Genomic DNA, 21,127 nt, shown 5'->3' on the forward strand with positions numbered 1-21,127 from the left:
AGTTCAACGCTGACAGCGCCAACCATAAATGGGTGACCGATGTGACGGAGTTCAACCTGGCGGGCGACAAGCTCTATCTCTCACCGGTCATGGACCTTTATAACGGCGAGATCATCGCCTTCGAGACCGCAAGGCGACCGCTCTTCAAGCTGGTGGAAAATATGCTCGCCAGAGCGCTGGACCGGCTCGATCAAACCCAACGGCCCATCCTACACTCCGATCAGGGATGGCAGTATCAGACGCCTGCCTACCAGCGCAGGCTCCAGGCACGAGGCATTGCCCAGAGCATGTCACGCAAAGGCAATTGCCTCGACAACGCACCTATCGAGAGCTTCTTCGCAACACTCAAATCCGAGCTCTTCTACCCCAATACCTTCGAGAACGTTCAGAGCCTCAAGGCCAGCATCGAGGATTACATCCACTACAACAATCATGATCGCATCAAACTGAAACTGAAAGGGCTGAGCCCTGTGCAATACAGAACCCAGCCCTTAAATCTGCCGCCACCTTAAACTGTCCAACTTTAAGGGGTCAGTTCACACAGGCGGGTTTTTCGCATCTTAAGATCGCTTCGATCAGTCTTCGTTGGCCTTGACGGTGACGCCGAGCGTCTTCGGCAGGTCGAGCGGGTTGGACATGGCGCCCGCCATGATCAGTGCGAACGGCACGGATGCCGGCGGCTCGGCCGAGATTTCGAGGCTCTTCGGATCGTCGAGGAATTTGCTGACCGCGGCCGTAACCTGCGCCGTCAGTTCTGGGTTGTTGAGCTGCGCCATGCCGAACGGCACTATCGCCTTGGCCTGGTTGGCGATGTCCTTGCCGGACATGCCTTGCTGCTTGCCGACATAGTCCAGCACCTTGTTGGTCAGCGAATCGTCGTCGAAGCGGATCGAGGCGCTGTTGAACGAAAGCTGCTGCAACAGGCCGAGCATGGCCATGCCTTGCGCCGAATTGTCGGCGCCTTCAGGCTGTGCCGCCATCTTCTTCTGCATTTCCTGCAGCGACTTGATAAAATCCAGCGTGTAGCCGCCGAGATTGAAGGTCATGCCGAGCGTGCCGGCATTCTCGACCGAGATGTCGTATTTCGACAGTTCCATCTTGCCGTCCGTGGGCTGCCAGGTGCCGGCCATTTCGAGATTGCCCGCGATGTTCTGGTAGCCGAGCGCGTTGATGACTTCCTTGGACTTGGGATCGTCCACCAGCGTCAGGTCGGCGTTGAATTTCTCCGTGGTGGCGGTGAATTCCATTGCCTTGCCGTCCGCCGGCGGCGTGATTTCGATGGCAAGCCCGTCCATCGAGAAGGCGGTCTTGTCGGCGACCTTGACGGTCATGTTCGAGAGTTCGGCGGACTTGTACATCATCAGCGAGCCGAGCGGGCCGGTGGCGCCGTCGGCCGGAACTGTCATGTCATGGATGACGAAGGGGCTGAGGTCGAGGGTGACGCCGTCCTTGCTGTGTGTGAAGGCAGCCGTCGATACGGTGGCGATGGCATAGCCGCCATTTGCCTCGGTCACACCTTCGAGTTTGACGTCGCCGATGGGAAGCGCTTCCTTCTCCGCCGCCGGTTTGATGGCAACGCCCTGCAGCACCATGCTGGTGTTGTCGCCGGTCACGCCGGTCCAGGTGATGTCGACACCTTGTGCGACAAGCGCGGCCTTCAGCCGGTCGGCCACTGCCGTATCCTGTGCGAGGGCCGCATTCAGCGGCAGCGTGAGCAAGAAGGTCGAAAAAGCCAGTTTCTTGAGAGTTGAGCGTTTGATTGTCATCGCAAGGTCCCTGAGAGTGTCCTGAAATTGTTTTTTCAATTATTTGCGCCATCACCATTCCGTGACGAACTGGACCGGAAAAAGGCGTGTCCCGGCACAATGGTCAAAAATCGCGGTGAAAGGCAAACCTGATCCCGCCGTCTTTGCGCAAACCGGTGAATTTGTCATGAAGAGCCGATAGCCGGATATCGTCACGCTTGGCCATAGAACCCGCATGTAACAGCCTGATGTTGGCCGACATCCCCCGCGGTGCGGTTTCATGTTGCAGAAGGGCCGGTATCTCTGTCGGGCTCTTGCCGAGAATCACCCGCTCGGCTAGTCCGAGCCCATGGGAAAAAGGCTTTTGCCGCCTGAAAATGGCGGTGGCGATCATATCGAGCCGGTCGATCTGAAGAAGGCGCTGGAAGAGCGCTATCTCGCCTATGCGCTGTCGACCATCATGCACCGGGCGCTGCCCGACGTGCGCGACGGACTGAAGCCGGTCCATCGCCGCATCATGCATGCCATGCGCCTGCTGCGGCTCAACCCCGACCAGGGCTTTGCCAAATGCGCCCGCATCGTCGGCGAGGTGATGGGCAAGTTCCACCCGCATGGCGACCAGTCGATCTATGACGCGCTCGTGCGGTTGGCGCAGGATTTTTCGATGCGCTATCCCCTGGTCGACGGGCAGGGCAATTTCGGCAACATCGACGGTGATAACGCCGCCGCCATGCGCTACACCGAAGCGCGCATGACCGATGTGGCGACCGAACTGTTGTCCGGCATCACCGAGGATGCCGTCGATTATCGGCCGACCTACAATGAAGAAGACGAGGAGCCGGTGGTTTTGCCCGGCGCCTTTCCGAATCTGCTGGCCAACGGCTCGTCCGGCATCGCGGTGGGCATGGCGACATCGATCCCGCCCCACAACGCCGCGGAGCTTTGCGATGCCGCATTGCACCTGATCGAAAACCGGGACGCGCCGGTGGCGAAGCTGATGGACTTTGTCCAGGGGCCGGATTTCCCGACCGGCGGCATCATCGTCGACAGCCGCGCCTCGATCCTCGAAGCCTACGAAACCGGCCGCGGCGGTTTCCGCGTGCGCTCGAAGTGGTTCCAGGAGGACCAGGGCAGGGGCACCTGGAGCATCGTCGTCACCGAAATCCCCTACGGCGTGCAGAAGGCGCGGCTGATCGAGAAGATCGCCGAGCTGCTGATGGCACGCAAGCTGCCGCTGCTCGAGGACATCAGGGACGAAAGCGCCGAGGACGTCCGCGTCGTGCTGGTGCCGAAGAGCCGTTCGGTCGATCCCGGCATCCTGATGGAATCGCTGTTCAAGCTGACCGAGCTCGAAAGCCGCTTCCCGCTCAATATGAACGTCCTGTCGCGCGGCAAGGTGCCCAACGTGCTGTCGCTGAAGGGCGTGCTGCAGGAGTGGCTCGAGCACCGCCGCGAGGTTTTGATCCGCCGCTCGAAACACCGGCTCGGCGAAATCGAAAGACGGCTGGAGATACTTGCCGGCTACCTGATCGCCTACCTCAACATCGACGAGGTGATCAGGATCATCCGCGAGGAGGACGAGCCAAAGCAGGTCATGATGGCCCGCTGGTCGCTCACCGACAACCAGGCCGAAGCCATTCTCAACATGCGCCTGCGCGCGCTGCGCAAGCTTGAAGAATTCGAGATCCGCAAGGAATTCGATGGCCTGAGCGCGGAGAAAAAACAGATCGAGGCACTGCTTGCTTCAAACGAGAAGCAGTGGGCGACGATCAAGTGGGAAGTCACCAACATCCGCGACAAGTTCGGCCCGGAGACCGAGCTCGGCAAGCGCCGCACGCAATTCGCCGACGCGCCCGAGCATGATCTGACCGACATTGCCCATGCCATGATCGAGCGCGAACCGGTCACCGTGGTGGTTTCGGAAAAAGGCTGGCTGCGGGCGATGAAGGGGCATTTGGCCGATCTCTCGACGCTGACCTTCAAGGAGGGCGACAGCCTCAAGCTCGCCTTCCATGCCCAGACCACCGACAAGGTGCTGGTCTTCACCACCGGCGGCAAATTCTACACCATCGGCGCCGACCGGCTGCCTGGCGGGCGAGGCCATGGCGAGCCGATCCGCATCATCGTCGATATGGACAATGACCAGGACATCGTCACCGCCTTCGTTCATGACCCGAAACGCAAGCTGCTGCTGGCCTCGCATGATGCCAATGGCTTCATCGTGCCGGAAGAGGAAGTCGTCGCCAACACCCGCAAGGGCAAGCAGGTGATGAACGTCAAGGCGCCGGACGAAGCCAAGCGCTGCATCCCGGTCACCGGTGACCATCTCGCCATCGTCGGCGAGAACCGCAAGATGCTGGTGTTCGCGCTCTCCGAGATTCCGGAAATGGGCCGCGGCAAGGGCGTGCGGCTGCAGAAATACAAGGATGGCGGCCTTCTCGACCTCAAGCCGTTCACGCTGGAGACCGGCCTATCCTGGCAGGATTCGGCCGACCGCACTTTCATCCGGTCGCGTGAGGAACTGACTGAGTGGATCGGCGCCCGCGCCTCAGCCGGACGCATGGTGCCGAAGGGATTCCCGAGGACGGGGAAATTTGGGTAGCGGCAGTTTTCAGGTTTGAAAATCTCAGGCGCTAGCAATCCTTCACACCCCCCTCTGTCCTGCCGGACATCTCCCCCGCAAGGGGGGAGATCGGAAGCTTCGCCCTTTCTGCCCGCTTTCCAATGTTGGCGATTTGCGAAAGCCGACATGACAGCCAATCTCCCTCCTTGCGGGGGAGATGTCCGGCAGGACAGAGGGGGGTGCTGGCCCGCGGCGACGCCAATGGCGCGCGCAACTCCATCACCATTTGGACTATCGTCACGATTGCTGCACTATATCAGTGCATAGACAGGAGGGGTGTTTGGGAGAGCCAGGCGTTTGAAGGAAGCAAAAGTCCAGAAACCGGAACGGCAGCAACGCCTGTTCGGCCTGTCGACGCCGCTCAGGTCCGCCGTCATCCCGCCGCTGTCGGCGGCGCGCTGGCTGCTGGTGCTGATCGTCGCCGCCGGCGTTTATTTCTTCCACGGCTTCCTGTTTCCGGTGCTGGCGGCGCTCGTCATCGCTTTCGCCAGCTGGCCGCTCTACCGCCGCCTGCTTGTCGCGGTCAGTGGCAACCGCACCATCGCCGCGACCTTAGCCATCCTCTTCATCCTCGCCTTCCTGGTGATCCCGATCGCGCTCGCCGGCACCTATGCGATCAACGAGGTCCGCGAATGGGTCGCCTGGGCGATCGAGACCAACCGTCATGGCGCGGTGACACCGCACTGGATCGTCACGCTGCCTGTCGTGGGCGAGTGGCTGAACCAGCAGTGGACGACCAATTTCGGCCATCCGGGCGGCATTGGTGAACTGATCCAGCTGGTCAGCGGCGCCAATATCGGCAGCATCTATCGCGGTGTGCTGGCGGCTGGCGGCAGCGCGTTCGGGCTGCTGTTGACGCTTTTGTTCATGATGATCGCGCTGTTCTTCGCCTATCGCGACGGCGAGCATTTTGCCGGCCAGGTCGACCGTCTCGGCGAGCGCATCCTGCCGACCAGATGGGAGCGGATCTCGCGCGTCGTGCCGGCAACGATCTCGTCGACGGTGACCGGCATGACGGTCATCGCCATCGGCGAAGGCCTGGTGCTGGGCATTGCCTACTGGCTGGCCGGCGTGCCGTCACCGGTAACACTCGGCGCCCTGACCGGCGTCATGGCGCTGATCCCCGGCGGTGCACCGCTGTCCTTCACGCTGGTCTCGATCTACCTCGCCGCCAGCGGGTCGCCGATGGCCGGGCTGGCGCTGTTCATCTGGGGTGCGGTCGAACTGTTCATCGTCGACAAGACATTGCGCCCGAAGCTCGTCGGCGGGCCGATAAAACTGCCGTTCCTGCCGACCTTTTTCGGGCTGATCGGCGGCGTCAAGACCATGGGGTTTCTCGGCCTGTTCATCGGCCCGGTGCTGATGGCCCTGCTGGTCGCGATCTGGCGCGAATGGCTGCGCGAGGTTGAAATGGCCGACGACATCGTCCCGGGCTCGGCAGCCGAAATCGAAGCCGGTCCGCAAATCGAGGTCCTGCCGGAACCTGACGTGGCGGAGAAGGCCAGCGCTTGATCTCAACGCACCTCAGACCGGATGTTGCACCGCAAGGTCGCCACGCCGCTTGCGTCCCTCGTGAAGTTGCCACAGCGAATGCGCGACCAGTGTGACGATCAGGATCCCGCCGCCGATCAGGCTGTTGCGCGTCGGTGTTTCGGCAAAGATCATCCACACCCAGACTGGCGCCAGCACGGTTTCAAGCAGGTAGAACATCGCCACTTCAGGGCCCGAAATGTATTTCGGCCCGGTGGCAAGGCAGAAGAACGCTATCGGCATGATGACGGCGCCGTTGAGGATGATCCACCATGGCGCCTCCACCTGAAAGCCGGTCTTGGAGACCATGAACGCCGCCAGCCCTAAAGGCAGGACGACGCCGATCAGTGAGGTAAAGCCCATGTCCTTGCCGCTGGCGCGCGAGATGGTGATGGCGCAGGCGATCAGGAAGGCCGAACACAATGCCATCAGGTCGCCGAACAGATGTCCGGTGCCGACGGAATCGCCGACGATGATGACGACGCCGACAATCATCATGGCCAATGCCGCAAGGGTCAGCGGCCGCGGCCGCTCCTTCAGGAACACCCATGAAAGCAGCGCGGCGAACATGGTTGTGAAGGCCAGGATGAACACCAGGTTGGCGGTCGAGGTGTTGTAGACGCCTGTGATGAACGCAATCGCGCCGAGCCCGTAGATCGCGGCAACGATCAGGCCCGACCAGCCAGGTATCAGCTGCGGCGCATTCTTGCTGAACGAGCGCCAGATGGTCCACATGATCAGTGCCGCGGCCAAGGTGCAGCCGGTGCGCAGCAGCAAGATTGTCCACGCCTCGCCGTGGGCGAGCCGGATCAGCGGGATATCCACGGTCAGCGTCAGCCCGCCAAATGCGGTGAGCAGAAGTCCTTTGGTGTGAGTATCGTGAGATGACATGCAGCGACTTTCACAATGAATTCGGGAGAGGATGGCGGACCGGCGCAATCTCACGCTCTCCGCCAACCAGCGGAAAGACCAGCATCGTCTCGATTGAAAATGTTTAAGCCCGGACTTGGGAAAGACTAATCAGCGCGCGACCGCTTCGTTGGTGTAGCGCTCCCAGCCCTTCGGGCCGAGATGCTCCTGCGGCATGAAGCGCATCTTATAATTCATCTTGCGCGAGCCGTTGACCCAGTAGCCGAGATAGACATGGGGCAGGCCCATCGCCCTGGCGCGGGCGATGTGGTCGAGGATCATGAACGTGCCGAGCGACCGTTCCTCGAAATCGGGATTGAAGTAGGAATAGACCATCGACAGGCCGTCGGCCATCTTGTCGGTGAGCGCCACCGCGATCAGCTCGCCCTGTCCCTTGCCGGTGATGAACGTATCGGGTCCACGCCGCCGATACTCGATCACCTTGGTGTCGACATGGGTATCCTCGACCATCATCGCATAGTCGAGCACCGTCATGTCGGACATGCCGCCACGGCGGTGGCGGGCGTCGAGATAGCTGCGGAACAGGGAATATTGTTCGGTCGAAGGCTCGGCATTGTGCATGTGGCCGACGAGGTCGGAATTGTGCTGCAGCACGCGCTTCATGTTGCGGCTGGCGACGAATTCCTGGGCGAGGATGCGTACCGAAACACAGGCGCGGCAGGTCTCGCAGGCCGGCCTGTAGGCGATATTCTGCGAGCGCCGGAAGCCGCCTTGCGTCAAGAGGTCGTTCATCTCCGCCGCCTTGTCGCCAACCAGGTGCGTGAACACCTTGCGCTCGAACTGGCCGTCGAGATAGGGGCACGGCGAAGGCGCGGTCAGGAAGAACTGCGGCGACTGGGTCGGATGCTGCGTCATCGAGCCTTGGAAACACTCCTTCGAATCGCTCTACCTTTGGCGCGGACGGCGAAAAATTCAACAGGATTGTGTGGGCGTGGTCGACTCGACGCCTTCACATTTGTGCTCAATCAGTTGCGACTGCTCTTCAGAGGGCCGTTTCAGCGGTCGGTGCGGCTGACGACCGTGCCAAGCAAAAGATCGTGCAAGGTGCGCTTGCGGTCGGAAAACAGCGTCACCAGCAGGACGAGCGGCGACAGGATGACATTGCCGGCCCAGAACAGCACCGAATGGACGACCGCGGTGAGGCCGTCGATCGGCCTGCCGTCGAGCCGGTCAAGGCGGATGCCCATCATCTTCATGCCCGTGGTGGCCTGGTCGGTGTTGCCCAGCGTGTTCCAGATGTAGAGGATGGCGACGGCCGGTACCAGGATGCCGAACAGCATCCAGCCAAGCCCGAGGGTCAAAAGCCCGAGGAAGAACACCAGAATGGCAAACGGAATGGTAAGCAGCGCGACGATGACATAGTCGATTACGAAAGCCAGAATGCGCTTCGTGCGCACACCGTCATAGGCCCTGACATCGTCGAGCCTGCTGGTGATGATTTCGCCGTCGAGAACGCGCGCGTCCATGTCATTTCCTCGTAACAAGGTCCGACATAGGGTGCGGACCGCTCAGCCATGAAATGGTGAAGGCCTGTGGCGGAATCAAGATCGAGCTTCTTGCGGTGCGCCGGCCTTCAAGGCGCCAGGCGCAATCTGAACCGGTTGAATTTGCGGCGCGGATAGCATTAGCTTGCTGCGGCGCAACAAAAGCGCACATGGCAGGGGACGGGGCAATATGGACTACGACATGCTGGTCATCGGCAGCGGCCCTTCCGGTCGCCGGGCCGCGGTGCAGTCGGCCAAGCTCGGCAAGTCGGTGCTGGTGGTCGATCGCGGCCGGCGTCTGGGCGGTGTCTCGGTGCATACCGGCACCATCCCGTCGAAAACGCTGCGCGAAACGGTGCTCAACCTTTCGGGTTGGCGTGAGCGCGGCTTCTACGGGCGCGGCTACCGGGTCAAGCAGGATATCTCGGTCGGCGATCTGGTCGAGCGCCTGCACAAGACGCTCGACCATGAGGTCGAGGTGCTGCAGCACCAGTTCATGCGCAACACGGTCAAGAGCGCCCGGGCTGCGGTCAAATTCCTTGGCCCCAACAAGGTCAGCCTGACCACCGACACCGGCGATTACAGCGAGGTCGGTTTTGCCAATGCGCTGATCGCGGTCGGCACCAGGCCGCACCGGCCGCGCGACGTGCCTTTCGACAAGACCCGCGTCTTCGACAGTGACGAGATGCTGGAGCTTGATCGCTTGCCGCGCACGCTGACCGTGATCGGCGCCGGCGTCATCGGGGTCGAATATGCCACGATCTTTTCCGCGCTTGACGTGCCGGTAACCTTGGTCGAGCCGCGCAACTCCATCCTCGATTTCGTCGACCGCGAGATCGTCGACGATTTCATCCACCAGATGCGCGATCGTGGCATGACCATCCGGCTGGGCAGCGCGGTGAAGGAAATCCGCTCCAAGCCTGATGCCGCCGAGGTGGAACTGGCCGATGGCCGCACTATCCGTTCCGAGGTCGTGCTCTACGCCGCCGGTCGCACCGGCAATGTCGGCAGCCTGGGCCTCGATGTGGTCGGTATCGACGCCGATTCCAGGGGCCGTATCAAGGTCGATCCGCATACGTTCCAGACCAGAGTGCCGAACATCTACGCCGCCGGCGACGTCATCGGCTTTCCGAGCCTGGCCTCGACGTCGATGGAGCAGGGCAGGGTGGCCGCCTGCCATGCCTTCGGCGTGCCTTTGCCGCCGCCACCGGAAACATTCCCCTATGGCATCTATGCGGTGCCGGAAATCTCGACGGTTGGCCAGTCCGAGGAACAGGTGCGTGAAAGCGGTGCGGCCTATGAGGTCGGCGTAGCGCGCTTTCGCGAAACCTCGCGCGGCCACATCATGGGCGTCAACACCGGTTTCCTGAAGCTGCTCTTTTCGATCGAAACGCGCCGTCTGCTCGGCGCGCACATCATCGGCGAGGGCGCCACCGAGCTCATCCACATCGGCCAGGCGGTGATCAATCTCGGCGGCACCGTCGACTTCTTCGTCAACAACACCTTCAACTATCCGACGCTCGCCGAAGCCTACAAGATCGCCGGACTGGATGCCTGGAACAGGATGGGACGAGGGTAGGCAGACTGGTCATGCTGGTGAGTCCGTCAGCCTGCCTGCGCCGCCGATCCCGGCAGCCATTGCCTGACGATTGCCGCGTCAGCGCTGCCGAATTCATGACCTGATGGGACAATCCGGGCGTCGATCTCGGCGCCATGCTGGCTGAGCAATGTCACCAGAGCAGGGGCGAAGGGCGAATAGGTGAGATCCGCGGCGCCGGCGATCATCAGGACGCGCACCTTTGACAAATCCGTCGCCGGCACATCATCGAGCACCGGCATCGGCCGCAGCAGTGCGGCGCGCTCTATAAGAGCCGGATGCAGCAGCATCAGGCTCGAAATCAGATTGGCGCCGTTCGAATAGCCGAGGAACGTCGCGCGTGAGAGATCGAGATGGTGGCGTCTGGCCGCGTCGGCGACGAAGCCCGCAAAGGCATCGGTTTCGGTGCGGATGCTGTGCTGTTCGAAGCGCGTCGGCGTGATGCGCCCGAACCAGCGGAAACCATCCTCCTGGACAATGCGGCCACGCACCGCGATCAGCTTGGCCCGCGGTGCGATCTCTCGTGCCAGCGGCACCAATGTCGTCTCGTCGACACCCGATCCATGCAGCAGGAAGAGACATTCGCCGGTTGAATCCGCCGGACTGTAAAGCCGGTAGCTGAAGGCGAGATCGCGCCGCAGCGCACCATCTTGTGAGGTCTCTTCGATCATCGCGCATCCTCTTGATTATATGAGGTTTCGCTCAATTTGCCGGCTTCAAAACGCAATATTTTCAAGCTCCGCGAAAGTTGATTGAACCGGGCGCATTACAGTCCGTTTCTCCGCCGATAACATTCCTTCGGGAGGAATCGAAGCGGTGCGCCGGGGGTCGCATTGCGCGGTATGAACAACCAGCTTTGAGGCCTTTTTGTCGATGACCACCCAGATTTCCCCGGACCGCGATGCGCGTGTCCCGGATCGCACTGAGCGCGACACGCGCATAGACGTGCTCCGTGCTCTCGCTTTGCTGACCATCTATGTCGACCATGTGCCAGGTACCGCCTTCGAGTATCTGACCTACAAGAATTTCGGCTTTTCCGATGCGGCGGAAGTCTTCGTACTGATCTCCGGCATCTCGGTCGCACTTGCCTATGGCAGGAAATTCCAACCTGGTAACCGGCTGCTGGCAACGTTGAAGATGTGGCGCCGCGCCGGTGTCCTCTATGCCGCCCACATCGTCACCACCATGGTGGTGATGGCCATCTTCTGCGCGGCGGCAGTGTTCGTCAGGCGGCCGGAGCTTCTGACGATGATCAACATCGAGCCGTTGATCAAGAATACGCCGCAGGTGCTGATCGGCATCGTGACGCTCGGCCACCAACTCGGCTACAACAACATACTGCCCGTCTATGCGGTGCTGCTCTTGCTGACGCCGGTGTTCCTGCTCATTGTCAGCTATCGGCCGGTCTCGGCACTGGTCGCCTCCGGCGCCCTGTGGCTGGTCGCGGGGGTTTATCAAATTGCTCCGCCCAACTATCCCGAGCCCGGCTTCTGGTTTCTCAACCCGCTGTCGTGGCAGTTCCTTTTCAACATCGGCCTGGCAGGCACGCTGCATGTGCGTCGCGGCGGCATCATCCCGGTCAATCGCTGGCTGGTTGGCGCTGCCTTGGCCTACACCGCAACCGCGCTGGTCTGGGTGCACAGCCCGCTTTGGGGGCATATCTCCTGGTTGGGCCTGCCTCCGGTGCTGACCGGCTTCGACAAGACATTTCTGTCGCTGCCGAGGCTGCTGCATATATTGGCGGTGAGCTACCTGATCGTGGCATTCCCCGCCATCTCGAACCTGTTTCGCACCGGGCGCGATCATCCGCTTGCCATATTGGGCAAACGATCGTTGCCGGTTTTCATTGCCGGCACGGTGCTCGCGATGGCGGCGCAGGTGCTGAAGCTGATCAATCCGGGCGGATTTGCCTATGACAGCCTGTTGATATCGGCCGGCATCGTCATGCAGTTCGCGCTTGCCTACTATCTCGAATGGCTTTCGGGACTTGGCTGGTCCGCCAAAAGCAGGCCGGCTCACGCCGCACCGCCCGTCCATGCTGCATCCTTCGCGATGCCGACCATGGCGACAAGAATGGGCCGTTGAGCTTAGGCGGGCGAGGGGCCGGATGAAGCTCGCACCACGAGTTGGACCGGCAGCGATTGCCGGCTGAACGAGCCATCATTTTCAAGGATCGCCTTGACGGCAAGACGGCCCATCTCGGCGATCGGCTGGACGATCGTGGTCAGCGGCGGACTGGAAACCGCTCCTTCCGGAACACCGTCGAAGCCGACGATCGAAACGTCGCCGGGTACCGTGACGCCACGCTGCCGCAGCCAGTCCAATGCATGCAAGGCCATCCTGTCTGACATAGCCAGGATGGCGGTCGGGGTCTCGGCGCCGGCGAAAATATGATCGAGGCCGGCCCGCACGCTTTCCTCGTCATTGACGGTTTCGTAGATCGGCACACGCTCGACGTCGATGTCGACGCGGGAGAGTTCCGCGAAATAGCCACGCAGGCGGTCGCGCGTCCCGGAATAGAGGGCCTTCTCCATCTGCTCCCTTGTGGTGGGGCCGAAGCCGGAGTCCGCGACGGGCAGGGCAAGCACGGCAAAGCGGCGATGTCCGAGTTCGGTCAGGTGGCGGGCCGCCAGGCCAGCCCCGGCGATGTTGTCGACGCCGATCGCTGCAACGGCGTCGTCGTCGTCCGAATCGAGATCGAGCGCGACAAAGGGGAGTTTGCGTTCACGCGCCAGTTCGACCAGCCTTGAACCGCCATCGACGCAAAAGACGATGAAACCGTCGACCAGCGCACTCTGTATGTTCCAGGCAAGCTGTTCGTTGTTGGCTGCGGAGACCAGCGAAATCCCCGCACCGGTCGCGTCGCAAGCCTGCGAGATGCTGGCCATCATCACCCGGGCAAAGGGGTCGTCGAAGAAATAGGAGAGGGGTTCCGCGGTCGCGACACCGATGGCATTGACCTTGCCGGCGCGCAGCAGCCGGCCCTTGGGATCGGGGCCGCCATATCCCATGGCCTCGGCTGCCGCCTTGACCCGCTCGCGGACCTCCTCACGCACGATCTCCGGACGGGCGAACACGTTGGACGCGGTGCCGTGCGACACGCCGGCCGCCTTGGCAATGTCCGCCAGCCGGACCGGTCTTGTCTTTGCAGAGATAAGTGGCGCCATCTTCGTCTCCTGAATCCCTCCCATCTAACACTTTCGTTGGATCGGTTCAAATTTTGACTTGATCGCAGCCTCGCCAAGGCGTATATTTGAATCGATCCAAGTGAGCGATGGTTCTCTGAATTGGATCGATTCAACATATTCAGGGGAGTTGTGCCATGCATCCCGTCAATTTTCTGTTCGAAGACATTTACCGCAACGACTGGAGCATCTCGTCGAACACCACGACGCAGAAGCGCCGCGGCAAAGCCAGCCCATGGGTTCGCGAGTTGCGGTTCCTTGTGGAGCGCAAGCGGAGCTGAGCGGGGTCGGTTTTCGCGCCTGTCGATTGGATCGATTCAAGAATCTAAAGGAAGCACATCATGCACCCCGTCAGCTATCTGTTCGAAGACATCTACCGCAACTATTGGGGCATCGCGCCGGCTTCCAAAAGGCCGCAAGAGCGCTGGTTGGCCAAGCTGCGGCGACGCAATCGCGAATTGCTCATCAAGCCCGAGCGTCGGCAAGACTAGCAGCCACGCTTTGACGTTTGGTGCCGGCGGGCGCGCCGAGGCGTCAGGAGCGCACGCGCACCAGCGCCGAGGCGGCGATCGTCAGCCAGCCGGCGATGAGTAAGGTGCCGCCGGTCGGCGCCGACAGCGGGAACAGCCGCGACCCGATGAAATCGCGGGCCAGCAGATCGCCGCAGAATAGCAGGAGCCCGACCAGCAGGATCAGGCTGCCGATGCGCAGGGTCCGGTTCGCGCCAAGCAATCCGGCGACAAGGAAGACCGGCGCATGCATCAGCAGGAAGGATGCGGCGGTGCCGACGAAGGCGCCGCCCAGATGCGCTGCCGCGGCCGACAGCGCCACGCCGGCGGCGCCGCACAGGCCGCCGGCCAGGGCGAGGATACGGCCGCTGCTATCGGAAGGTCGTTCGGCCGTGCTCATGTCCATGGCTCCGTGATATCAGGGGGATGCCCAATCCCGTCAGGACTTGCCGGCTTTGGCGAGCATGTCCTGCTCGCGGCGCGACTGTGCGAGCCAGTTATACACCGCGCCCCCCGCCATCAAGACGGATGTGCCCAGAAACACCGAGCGCATGCCGAAATGACCACCGGCAAAGCCGCCCAGCAGGGGGCCGGCGACCTGCCCGACATACTGGGCGGAAATCGACAACCCGAGCACATTGCCGCCGACCCCATCGGGAACATTGTGGCGGATCACGCTGGTGATGCAAGGCAAGAGCCCGCCCAGCGCCAGGCCCATCAGGAAACGCAGGCCGACGAGTTGCCAGCTTTGCGTGACGAAGGCCTGCGGGATCAGCAGCAGCGCCGAGACGGCAAGCGCGCCGATGATGACGTTCCAGTGGCCGACGCGGTCGGCGAGCTTGCCGAGGCGCGAGGCCGACAGGATGGCGCCAAGGGCCGCCGCCGACATGACGACGCCCGATATCAGCGTCACGCGGCTTTGGTCCGCAATCAACTGCTGCACATAGACGGTGATGATCGGCTCGATCGACATGGTGGCGAAGCTCAACAGCATGCCGGTCGCCAGCATGGCGACGACAGGCCGCTTGTCGGGGATTTGTGACCAGCCGCCTTTCCGCTTCTGCGTCGCTGCGGCGTCCGCTGTTTTCGGCCGGGGATTCTCCTTGATCAGAAACGTGGTTGCCAGGAACGCCAGGAAGATGACGCCGCCGGAGAGGAGAAAGGTGGCGCGGATGCCGATCAGCGGCGGCAGGGCGCCGCCAACCAGCGGACCGACCAGAGCCCCACCCGTGATACCGGCCGACAGCAGGCCCAGCGCCCAGCCGGAACGCTCCTTGGGTGTTTGCATGGCGACGAGGATGGTCGATCCCGAGGAATAGCCGCCGGCAAACCCAATCAGCAGCCGCAGCAGCACCAGCTGCCAGACCGTCTGCACCATGCCGGTCAGCGACATGCATATGGCCATGCCGAAGCTGGCGCGAACCAGCATCACCTTGCGGCCGTAGCGGTCGCCGAGACGTCCCCAGAGCGGCGCCACCAGCGCCGCCGCGAAGAACGTCGCGCCATAGGCAATCCCCGACCATTGCACGATCGCCGCGTGGCCCTCGGCGCCGAGCTGCTCGATATAGAGCGGCAGGAATGGCAAAAGCAGCGTCATGGCGACAAGCGTCGAAAACGATCCGGCAAAGCACACGAACAGATTGCGCCGCCAGTGAATGTTGTAGGTGCTGTCGGTTGCCGGGGGCGTGCTCTGCTGCTGCATGTCATATGTCCTGTCCCAGCAACTCTTTATCGATGGTTGCTGCGGATACCAAATTGGAATACCAAGATGGTGCCCCTGATGGACGCAAGCTTGACCGCTGTCAATGCGACCGTCTCAAACGTGATCGGAAAAGGCGGCCGGCAAGACGATCGCCAGCAACGATCAAAAAATGGAAAACGACAATGTCGCAGATGCAGAGCGTCGAGAAACAGCTTCGGCAAATGATCCTGGGCCTCGAGATCGGTCCCGGCGAGAAGCTGACCGAGCGCTGGATCGAGAGCCGCTTCGGCGCGTCGCGAACCCCGGTCAGGGCAGCACTGCTGCGGCTTGAGACCGAGGGCCTGGTCGGCAGGGACGGACGTGGCTGGACGGTGTCGCCGATCAATCTGGCTGAACTCGAGCAGATCGCCGTCTACAGGGATGCGGTCGAGGTTGCGGCGCTTCGCCTGACATGCAGCCTGGCGGACCGGAGCGCCGTCGATGTCATCGAGGCGATGCTCGAGTCCTGCGACAACGACACGCCGCGCGAGGAATGGCATCGCGTCGGCATGGATTTTCACATCGAACTGGCGCGTCTGTCGGGCAATGAATTCCTGTTTAGGGCGGTGCGCGATGCCATGACGCGCCTGTCGCGGGCGCGCTGGCTGGAGGTTCGCGACGAAGCGGCCCTTGCCCGCGCCTGGGCTGAACATCGCGCCATTCTGGCGGCCACGCGCCTTGGCGACGCCGATGAAGCCGCGCGCCTGCTCTCGGTCCACATCGTCGGCAGCCGCGACCGGCTGGTGACGTCGCTCGCCAACGATCGGCGCGGTCTTCGCGCCAGAGGCTTTGCCGTCGTTGCTGCTTAAGAGTGGATGAAGGGGCGCAAAGCGGCGTCTGGACGTATGCGCACTTTCGCCTCGCTTCGCAGACGCCGATGGCGTAAGGAGCGGCCATGGAAAACAACCGATTTGAAACACCTGTGACTGTGAAGTCAGTCGCGGCGGGAAGCACTCAGCTCTTGCGCACGGCGCGTGAGGCTTCCGACTACCTCCTCAACAGCTGGCCCGGCAAGCGCAGCCCCAAGCATCGCGCGGCCCTGCAGGCCTGCCATGACGCACTCGCCGGCGACAAGCCGGCAATGAACGCCAGGCGCGCCTTCATCGCGGCAGCACGCGAAGTGGACGTGTTCGTCAGCGACAAGGCGCCGGCCTGACACAAGGCGACATCCGGGGCGGCAATCCGAATTGAGGCGCGGCCCGCATCTGCGGGCCGTTTGCCGTCACTTTGCCGTTTCGGTTTCGGCTTCAGTCTCGTCTTCGGGCTTCGAACGTTCCCTCGCTGCAACCTTGGCTGCCAGCTTCTCGGCCTTCTTGGCCGCCTTCTGGCGGTCGCGTTCCTTGCGTTCCTGATCGTAATTTGGTGGTCGCGCCATATCGGCTCCTTTTCACTGCCTCGCGGCTCTGGTCCTGCCTAGGAGCATTAGCCGTCAAACACAACAGCTGAAGCGATAGTGCGTCGATGATGGCCAGGCTTGCAAGATGCGCGTTGCAATGAAGGGGCCAGGCTCATCATTGCGGCGGCCGATACCTATCGCCGTCGATTTGCCGATCAGATGCCGCTTCGGTCAATCACCAGATCGGCGGCGCCAAACCGGTCCTTTGCCGTCAATTGCTGGTGCCAGTAGGGATAGAGCAAGGGCGGCCGGCTCACCACGTCGAGGCGCTCGCGCTCCTCGCCGGAAAGCACCAGGCTTGCCGCCGCGATGTTGTCCCGGAACTGCGTTTCCGTCCTGCCGCCGATCACCAGCGAACTGACGGCCGCCCGGCCAAGCAGCCAGGCCAGCGCCACCTGCGCTGCCGACACGCCGCGCTGCGCGCCGATCTCGACAAGCACATCGACGATCCGCCACAGCCGGTCCTCGTCGCGGATCGGCGGTTCCGACCAGCCTGCAAGCTGGCGGGCGGTGGGGCTGTCGCGGCGGTATTTGCCGGACAGCAATCCGCCGGCAAGCGGGCTCCAGACCAGAACGCCCAATCCCTGGTCGACGGAAATCGGCAGCAGTTCGTACTCCGCTTCGCGCGCTTCCAGCGTGTAGTGGATCTGCTGCGAAACGAAGCGCGGCTGATGATGGCTGTCGCTGACGCCGAGCGCCTTCATCACCTGCCAGCCGGAATAGTTGGAGCAGCCGACATAGCGGATCTTGCCCTGGGCAACCAGCGTATCGAGCGCGGCGATGGTTTCCTCCAGCGGTGTCACGCCATCCCATTCGTGCAGGAAATAGATGTCGATGACGTCTGTCCTGAGCCGCTTCAAGCTCTTCTCGCATTCGCGGATCAGGTGATGGCGCGACAGGCCTTCATCGTTCGGACCTTTGCCGATCCGCATCCGTGCCTTGGAGGCGATCAGCACGTCGCCCTTGCGCTTGCCGCCGAGCGCTTCGCCGATGATTTCTTCGGAAATGCCGTTCGAATAGACGTTGGCAGTGTCGATGACATTGATGCCGGCGTCGATGCAGAGATCGATCATCCGGCGCGCCTCGTCGAGGTCGGTCTTGCCGACAGCCGAAAATGCGCCGGCGCCGCCGAAAGTCATGGTGCCCATGGTCAGCGTCGATACTTTCAGGCCGGAACGGCCGAGAGTGCAGTATTCCATGTCGGTCCTCGCGATTGCATTGAGAAGGGGTTGGGAAGGGCGCCCGAATGTGGCTGCTATTTGTAGGACAATTTGCGCGGTATGTCTCCATGCCAGGGCGGCGGATCGATCATGCCTCGCGGGTTTTTGCAGTGATGGCGATCAGGTCAGGCTGCAATAAAACCGTCATTGCGGGCCTATATTGAAGTCGGCTCAGGCGTTGCCGTTCCGGGCTGTAAGCCGGGAGTTTGGGGCGCCGATCGACAGAGCTTGCAAGTGGAGCAGCCGATAATGACCGAGCTAAAACAGAATTCTGCGGCCAGGGATTGGCTTGAAGCCGAACTCGCCGACACGCTCGACGAAGACTATGAGCTCGAAATGTCGGAGCCGGCGCTGTCGATGGAGATCGCCAAGATCTACAAGAATTCGCATCCGCCTTCGATCGATCGCATGCAATATTTTCGCGACCTGATCAGCCTGCAGTCCGAATTGATCAAGCTGCAGTCCTGGGTCGCCTACCACAAGAAGAAGCTGGTGGTGATCTTCGAGGGACGCGACTCGGCCGGCAAGGGCGGCGTCATCAAGCGCATCACCCAGCGGCTCAATCCGCGCATCTGCCGTGTCGTGGCACTGCCGGCGCCGACCGAGCGCGAAAAGTCGCAATGGTATTTCCAGCGCTATGTCCCGCATCTGCCGGCCGGCGGCGAGATCGTGCTGTTCGACCGCTCATGGTACAACCGCTCGGGCGTCGAGCGGGTGATGGGCTTTGCCCAGCCCGATCAGGTCGAAGAATTCTTTCACGACGTGCCGGAGTTCGAGCGCATGCTGGTCCGCTCGGGCATCACCGTGGTCAAATACTGGTTCTCGATCACCGACGAGGAACAGCAGATGCGCTTCCTGATGCGCATCCATGATCCGATGAAGCAGTGGAAACTGTCGCCGATGGACCTGCAGTCGCGCGTGCGCTGGGAGCAATACACCAAGGCCAAGGAAGAGACCTTCGCCCGCACCAACATCCCGGAAGCGCCCTGGTTCATCGTCGAGGGCAACGACAAGAAGCGCGCGCGGCTGAACTGCATCGACCATCTGCTCAAGCAATTGCCCTACGAGGAGGTGCCGCACGAGGAGATCACGCTGCCGGAGCGCGTCTTCAACCCCGAATACGAACGCCAAGTGCTGCCGCGCGAGCTTTACGTGTCGGAGAAGTATTGAGATAGACGAAGCTGCGATCTCCCCCCCGAGGGGGGGGAGATTGGCTCTCCACCTACGCCCGCTTGATGATGACGTGCGTGGCGAGCGGCGTCGCCACCTGCTCGTTGCAGACATAACCGAGCTTGAGCATGTCCAGGCCGGTAAAAAGGTTCTCGCCCGTGCCCAGCAGCACCGGCGCGATCGCCAGATGCATCTCGTCGATCAGTTTTTCCTGCAGATATTGCCGGATGGTGGCGACGCCGCCGCCGACCCGCACGTCCTTGCCGCCAGCGGCAGCCTTAGCCTGTTCAAGAGCTGAATGGATACCGTCAGTGACGAAGTGGAAAGTGGTGCCGCCCTCCATCGTGATCGGTTCCCGCTTGTGATGGGTGAGCACGAAAACCGGCACATGATAGGGCGGGTTGTCGCCCCACCAGCCCTTCCAGCTGTCGTCAGGCCACTCGCCGCGGATCGGTCCGAACATGTTTCGGCCGAGGATCCAGGCGCCGACATTTTCGAAGCTGCGCGCCGCGAACGCCTCGTTGACGTCGGTGGTGCCGCCATCTTGTCCGAGAACCATCTCACGGAAGGTGCGGGTGTCGACAAACCACTTGTGCAAGGATTCCCCACCGACGCCGAGAGGATTTTGCAGATCCTGATCGGGACCGGCGCCATAGCCGTCGAGCGACAGGGTGAAAGCGTTGACGCGAAGTTTGGACATGCGAGCCTCCTCGATAACCAGTTGTATTTTGCAAGCAGTTGTTTTGTATCAAACTGATTGTGAATTGCAAGCGGTATTTCAAGCGCGAACGAAGCCCAGGCTAGGGGTCAAGCGACCCCCGCTATGGATTCCCCGGCCAGGAGCCGGAAATTGGTAGGGATGTCGAAGCGGATTCGCCGACATTGGTTGCCGCGACCGGTCATCGTCGGAAGAGAAATTACCCCTTGAGCAGCTCCGCCACCTCGGGCGCGAAATAGGTCAAAATGCCGTCGCAGCCGGCGCGCTTGAAGGCGAGCAGCGATTCCAGCATTGCCTTCTCGCCGTCGATCCAGCCATTGGCGCCTGCCGCCTTGATCATCGAATATTCGCCCGACACCTGGTAGGCGAAGGTCGGCATCTGGAACTCGTCTTTCAGCCGCCGGATGATGTCGAGATAGGGCAGGCCGGGCTTGACCATCAGCATGTCGGCGCCCTCGGCAATGTCCTGTTCGGCCTCTCTCACCGCTTCGTCGGAATTGGCATGGTCGATGTAATAGGTCTTCTTGTCGCCCTTGAGCAGGCCGGCGGTGCCCACCGCCTCGCGATAGGGGCCGTAGAAGGCCGAAGCGAATTTGGTCGCATAGGACATGATCGCCACATCCTGGAAACCATTGGCGTCAAGCGCGTCCCGGATGGCGCCGATGCGGCCGTCCATCATGTCGGACGGCGCGATGATGTCGGCACCGGCGGCCGCCTGGATGACAGCAGCGGCGGTCACCTGTTCCACTGTCTCGTCGTTGACGATGATGCCGTCGCGCAGGATGCCGTCATGGCCGTGGCTGGTGAACGGGTCGAGCGCTGCGTCGGTGATGATGCCGATCTCCGGCACCGCATCCTTGATCGCACGGGTGGCGCGGTTGATGACATTGTTGGGATCGAGGATGTGCGAGCCGGTCTGGTCGCGCAGCGAGATGTCGACATTGGGGAAGGTGGCGAGTGCCGGAATGCCGAGTGTTGCCGCGCGCTCGGCCTCCTTGACGGCGAGATCGATCGACAGGCGGAAGACGCCGGGCATGGCGGCGATCGGCTCGCGGACACCCTTGCCCTCGACGACGAAGATCGGCCAGATCAGGTCGTCGACCGTGAGCCGGTTCTCCTGCACGAGACGGCGCGACCAGTCGGCCTTGCGCATGCGGCGCAGACGGCGGCTGCCGGTGATCTCGTCGACGCCGCGCGCGCCGGCGGGCTTTGCGGGGGTGAATTTGTTCATCGCCAATACTCTCGTTCGGGCAGGCTTTTACCACGAGCTCCCGCCGCT

At 62.1% G+C, this 21,127-nt stretch carries 23 protein-coding genes; 10 read left to right on the forward strand and 13 right to left on the reverse strand.

The features are described 5' to 3' along the window. Positions 1–512 (forward strand): IS3 family transposase (locus NKI66_RS28355; protein ID WP_352753709.1); only part of this gene is annotated, 512 nt, incomplete at its 5' end. A gap of 63 nt (positions 513–575) precedes the next feature. On the opposite strand, the gene NKI66_RS28360 is transcribed toward NKI66_RS28355, so the two are convergent. After that, on the reverse strand, positions 576–1,766 hold the full coding sequence (locus tag NKI66_RS28360) for an aq_1923 C-terminal domain (protein ID WP_352611685.1): 1,191 nt from the start codon (positions 1,764–1,766) through the stop codon (positions 576–578). A 103-nt stretch (positions 1,767–1,869) separates the two neighbouring features. Beyond that, positions 1,870–2,139 (reverse strand): hypothetical protein, encoded by a 270-nt coding sequence (locus NKI66_RS28365; RefSeq protein WP_352611718.1) that lies wholly within the window; start codon positions 2,137–2,139, stop codon positions 1,870–1,872. Between NKI66_RS28365 and parC the strand changes: the two genes are divergently transcribed. Together parC and NKI66_RS28375 are read left to right on the forward strand one after the other, a co-directional pair. Further along, positions 2,095–4,347 carry a DNA topoisomerase IV subunit A gene (gene parC / locus NKI66_RS28370; protein ID WP_352611686.1) on the forward strand — a complete coding sequence of 751 codons (2,253 nt, stop codon included), beginning with the start codon at positions 2,095–2,097 and terminating at the stop codon, positions 4,345–4,347. The genes NKI66_RS28365 and parC overlap by 45 nt on opposite strands. Before the next feature lie 318 nt (positions 4,348–4,665). Beyond that, positions 4,666–5,880 (forward strand): AI-2E family transporter, encoded by a 1,215-nt coding sequence (locus NKI66_RS28375; RefSeq protein ID WP_352753711.1) that lies wholly within the window; start codon positions 4,666–4,668, stop codon positions 5,878–5,880. A gap of 12 nt (positions 5,881–5,892) precedes the next feature. Here NKI66_RS28375 and NKI66_RS28380 read toward each other — a convergent pair whose 3' ends face one another. The 3 genes from NKI66_RS28380 to NKI66_RS28390 all read right to left on the reverse strand — a co-directional run bounded on the left by NKI66_RS28380 (position 5,893) and on the right by NKI66_RS28390 (position 8,294). Next, positions 5,893–6,789 (reverse strand): DMT family transporter, encoded by an 897-nt coding sequence (locus NKI66_RS28380; RefSeq protein WP_023810204.1) that lies wholly within the window; start codon positions 6,787–6,789, stop codon positions 5,893–5,895. Between the two features lie 129 nt (positions 6,790–6,918). Next, a complete protein-coding gene (locus tag NKI66_RS28385) occupies positions 6,919–7,683 on the reverse strand; it encodes an arginyltransferase (RefSeq protein ID WP_023810205.1) in 765 nt (254 codons plus the stop codon). A 140-nt stretch (positions 7,684–7,823) separates the two neighbouring features. Beyond that, complete coding sequence (locus tag NKI66_RS28390) at positions 7,824–8,294, reverse strand: RDD family protein (protein WP_352629775.1); 471 nt, start codon at positions 8,292–8,294, stop codon at positions 7,824–7,826. Between the two features lie 208 nt (positions 8,295–8,502). On the opposite strand from NKI66_RS28390, the gene sthA reads away from it, so the two are divergent. Further along, positions 8,503–9,891 (forward strand): Si-specific NAD(P)(+) transhydrogenase, encoded by a 1,389-nt coding sequence (gene sthA, locus NKI66_RS28395; RefSeq protein WP_023810207.1) that lies wholly within the window; start codon positions 8,503–8,505, stop codon positions 9,889–9,891. 26 nt (positions 9,892–9,917) lie between these two features. Here the strand turns inward: sthA and NKI66_RS28400 are convergent, their stop codons facing one another. After that, on the reverse strand, positions 9,918–10,580 hold the full coding sequence (locus tag NKI66_RS28400) for an alpha/beta hydrolase (RefSeq protein WP_128305700.1): 663 nt from the start codon (positions 10,578–10,580) through the stop codon (positions 9,918–9,920). A 202-nt stretch (positions 10,581–10,782) separates the two neighbouring features. Between NKI66_RS28400 and NKI66_RS28405 the strand changes: the two genes are divergently transcribed. Beyond that, complete coding sequence (locus NKI66_RS28405) at positions 10,783–11,994, forward strand: OpgC family protein (RefSeq protein ID WP_128305701.1); 1,212 nt, start codon at positions 10,783–10,785, stop codon at positions 11,992–11,994. Between the two features lie 2 nt (positions 11,995–11,996). On the opposite strand, the gene NKI66_RS28410 is transcribed toward NKI66_RS28405, so the two are convergent. Continuing rightward, positions 11,997–13,076 carry a LacI family DNA-binding transcriptional regulator gene (locus NKI66_RS28410; protein ID WP_128305702.1) on the reverse strand — a complete coding sequence of 360 codons (1,080 nt, stop codon included), beginning with the start codon at positions 13,074–13,076 and terminating at the stop codon, positions 11,997–11,999. 155 nt (positions 13,077–13,231) lie between these two features. Between NKI66_RS28410 and NKI66_RS28415 the strand changes: the two genes are divergently transcribed. Beyond that, positions 13,232–13,375 (forward strand): hypothetical protein, encoded by a 144-nt coding sequence (locus NKI66_RS28415; protein WP_126068772.1) that lies wholly within the window; start codon positions 13,232–13,234, stop codon positions 13,373–13,375. 60 nt (positions 13,376–13,435) lie between these two features. Continuing rightward, positions 13,436–13,585, forward strand: a complete 150-nt coding sequence (locus tag NKI66_RS28420; protein WP_127288860.1) for a hypothetical protein — start codon at positions 13,436–13,438, stop codon at positions 13,583–13,585. A 43-nt stretch (positions 13,586–13,628) separates the two neighbouring features. Here the strand turns inward: NKI66_RS28420 and NKI66_RS28425 are convergent, their stop codons facing one another. Next, positions 13,629–14,003 (reverse strand): DUF423 domain-containing protein, encoded by a 375-nt coding sequence (locus NKI66_RS28425; protein ID WP_352753714.1) that lies wholly within the window; start codon positions 14,001–14,003, stop codon positions 13,629–13,631. Between the two features lie 39 nt (positions 14,004–14,042). Beyond that, entirely contained in the window at positions 14,043–15,305 is a 1,263-nt protein-coding gene (locus NKI66_RS28430) for a multidrug efflux MFS transporter (protein WP_023810214.1), read from the reverse strand. 182 nt (positions 15,306–15,487) lie between these two features. Between NKI66_RS28430 and NKI66_RS28435 the strand changes: the two genes are divergently transcribed. Together NKI66_RS28435 and NKI66_RS28440 are read left to right on the forward strand one after the other, a co-directional pair. Beyond that, complete coding sequence (locus NKI66_RS28435; protein ID WP_023810215.1) at positions 15,488–16,153, forward strand: GntR family transcriptional regulator; 666 nt, start codon at positions 15,488–15,490, stop codon at positions 16,151–16,153. Positions 16,154–16,266: 113 nt separating this feature from the next. Next, complete coding sequence (locus NKI66_RS28440; RefSeq protein ID WP_244506945.1) at positions 16,267–16,500, forward strand: DUF982 domain-containing protein; 234 nt, start codon at positions 16,267–16,269, stop codon at positions 16,498–16,500. Between the two features lie 66 nt (positions 16,501–16,566). On the opposite strand, the gene NKI66_RS28445 is transcribed toward NKI66_RS28440, so the two are convergent. After that, on the reverse strand, positions 16,567–16,719 hold the full coding sequence (locus tag NKI66_RS28445; RefSeq protein WP_013532262.1) for a hypothetical protein: 153 nt from the start codon (positions 16,717–16,719) through the stop codon (positions 16,567–16,569). 176 nt (positions 16,720–16,895) lie between these two features. After that, positions 16,896–17,939, reverse strand: coding sequence for an aldo/keto reductase (locus NKI66_RS28450; RefSeq protein WP_352753717.1), 1,044 nt, complete (start codon positions 17,937–17,939; stop codon positions 16,896–16,898). A gap of 270 nt (positions 17,940–18,209) precedes the next feature. On the opposite strand from NKI66_RS28450, the gene ppk2 reads away from it, so the two are divergent. Next, complete coding sequence (gene ppk2, locus NKI66_RS28455; protein WP_023810217.1) at positions 18,210–19,130, forward strand: polyphosphate kinase 2; 921 nt, start codon at positions 18,210–18,212, stop codon at positions 19,128–19,130. A 52-nt stretch (positions 19,131–19,182) separates the two neighbouring features. Here ppk2 and NKI66_RS28460 read toward each other — a convergent pair whose 3' ends face one another. Both NKI66_RS28460 and hemB read right to left on the reverse strand, forming a co-directional pair. Then, positions 19,183–19,830 (reverse strand): dihydrofolate reductase family protein, encoded by a 648-nt coding sequence (locus tag NKI66_RS28460; RefSeq protein WP_023810218.1) that lies wholly within the window; start codon positions 19,828–19,830, stop codon positions 19,183–19,185. Positions 19,831–20,047: 217 nt separating this feature from the next. Further along, positions 20,048–21,079, reverse strand: a complete 1,032-nt coding sequence (hemB, locus tag NKI66_RS28465) for a porphobilinogen synthase (protein ID WP_352753719.1) — start codon at positions 21,077–21,079, stop codon at positions 20,048–20,050. Positions 21,080–21,127: the final 48 nt, after the last annotated feature.

This window comes from Mesorhizobium sp. M0518 (assembly GCF_040321125.1).
Lineage (GTDB): Bacteria > Pseudomonadota > Alphaproteobacteria > Rhizobiales > Rhizobiaceae > Mesorhizobium.

What these genes read in the sequence shown, in the direction of transcription:
- NKI66_RS28405 (WP_128305701.1), top strand. Translation starts at nt 10,783, where the DNA reads ATGACCACCCAGATTTCCCCGGACCGCGATGCGCGTGTCCCGGATCGC.
- NKI66_RS28450 (WP_352753717.1), bottom strand. Translation starts at nt 17,939, where the DNA reads ATGGAATACTGCACTCTCGGCCGTTCCGGCCTGAAAGTATCGACGCTG.
- NKI66_RS28380 (WP_023810204.1), bottom strand. Translation starts at nt 6,789, where the DNA reads ATGTCATCTCACGATACTCACACCAAAGGACTTCTGCTCACCGCATTT.
- NKI66_RS28460 (WP_023810218.1), bottom strand. Translation starts at nt 19,830, where the DNA reads ATGTCCAAACTTCGCGTCAACGCTTTCACCCTGTCGCTCGACGGCTAT.
- hemB (WP_352753719.1), bottom strand. Translation starts at nt 21,079, where the DNA reads ATGAACAAATTCACCCCCGCAAAGCCCGCCGGCGCGCGCGGCGTCGAC.
- NKI66_RS28390 (WP_352629775.1), bottom strand. Translation starts at nt 8,294, where the DNA reads ATGGACGCGCGCGTTCTCGACGGCGAAATCATCACCAGCAGGCTCGAC.
- NKI66_RS28400 (WP_128305700.1), bottom strand. Translation starts at nt 10,580, where the DNA reads ATGATCGAAGAGACCTCACAAGATGGTGCGCTGCGGCGCGATCTCGCC.
- ppk2 (WP_023810217.1), top strand. Translation starts at nt 18,210, where the DNA reads ATGACCGAGCTAAAACAGAATTCTGCGGCCAGGGATTGGCTTGAAGCC.
- NKI66_RS28385 (WP_023810205.1), bottom strand. Translation starts at nt 7,683, where the DNA reads ATGACGCAGCATCCGACCCAGTCGCCGCAGTTCTTCCTGACCGCGCCT.
- sthA (WP_023810207.1), top strand. Translation starts at nt 8,503, where the DNA reads ATGGACTACGACATGCTGGTCATCGGCAGCGGCCCTTCCGGTCGCCGG.
- NKI66_RS28445 (WP_013532262.1), bottom strand. Translation starts at nt 16,719, where the DNA reads ATGGCGCGACCACCAAATTACGATCAGGAACGCAAGGAACGCGACCGC.
- NKI66_RS28430 (WP_023810214.1), bottom strand. Translation starts at nt 15,305, where the DNA reads ATGCAGCAGCAGAGCACGCCCCCGGCAACCGACAGCACCTACAACATT.
- NKI66_RS28420 (WP_127288860.1), top strand. Translation starts at nt 13,436, where the DNA reads ATGCACCCCGTCAGCTATCTGTTCGAAGACATCTACCGCAACTATTGG.
- parC (WP_352611686.1), top strand. Translation starts at nt 2,095, where the DNA reads ATGGGAAAAAGGCTTTTGCCGCCTGAAAATGGCGGTGGCGATCATATC.
- NKI66_RS28425 (WP_352753714.1), bottom strand. Translation starts at nt 14,003, where the DNA reads ATGAGCACGGCCGAACGACCTTCCGATAGCAGCGGCCGTATCCTCGCC.
- NKI66_RS28410 (WP_128305702.1), bottom strand. Translation starts at nt 13,076, where the DNA reads ATGGCGCCACTTATCTCTGCAAAGACAAGACCGGTCCGGCTGGCGGAC.
- NKI66_RS28360 (WP_352611685.1), bottom strand. Translation starts at nt 1,766, where the DNA reads ATGACAATCAAACGCTCAACTCTCAAGAAACTGGCTTTTTCGACCTTC.
- NKI66_RS28365 (WP_352611718.1), bottom strand. Translation starts at nt 2,139, where the DNA reads ATGATCGCCACCGCCATTTTCAGGCGGCAAAAGCCTTTTTCCCATGGG.
- NKI66_RS28435 (WP_023810215.1), top strand. Translation starts at nt 15,488, where the DNA reads ATGTCGCAGATGCAGAGCGTCGAGAAACAGCTTCGGCAAATGATCCTG.
- NKI66_RS28415 (WP_126068772.1), top strand. Translation starts at nt 13,232, where the DNA reads ATGCATCCCGTCAATTTTCTGTTCGAAGACATTTACCGCAACGACTGG.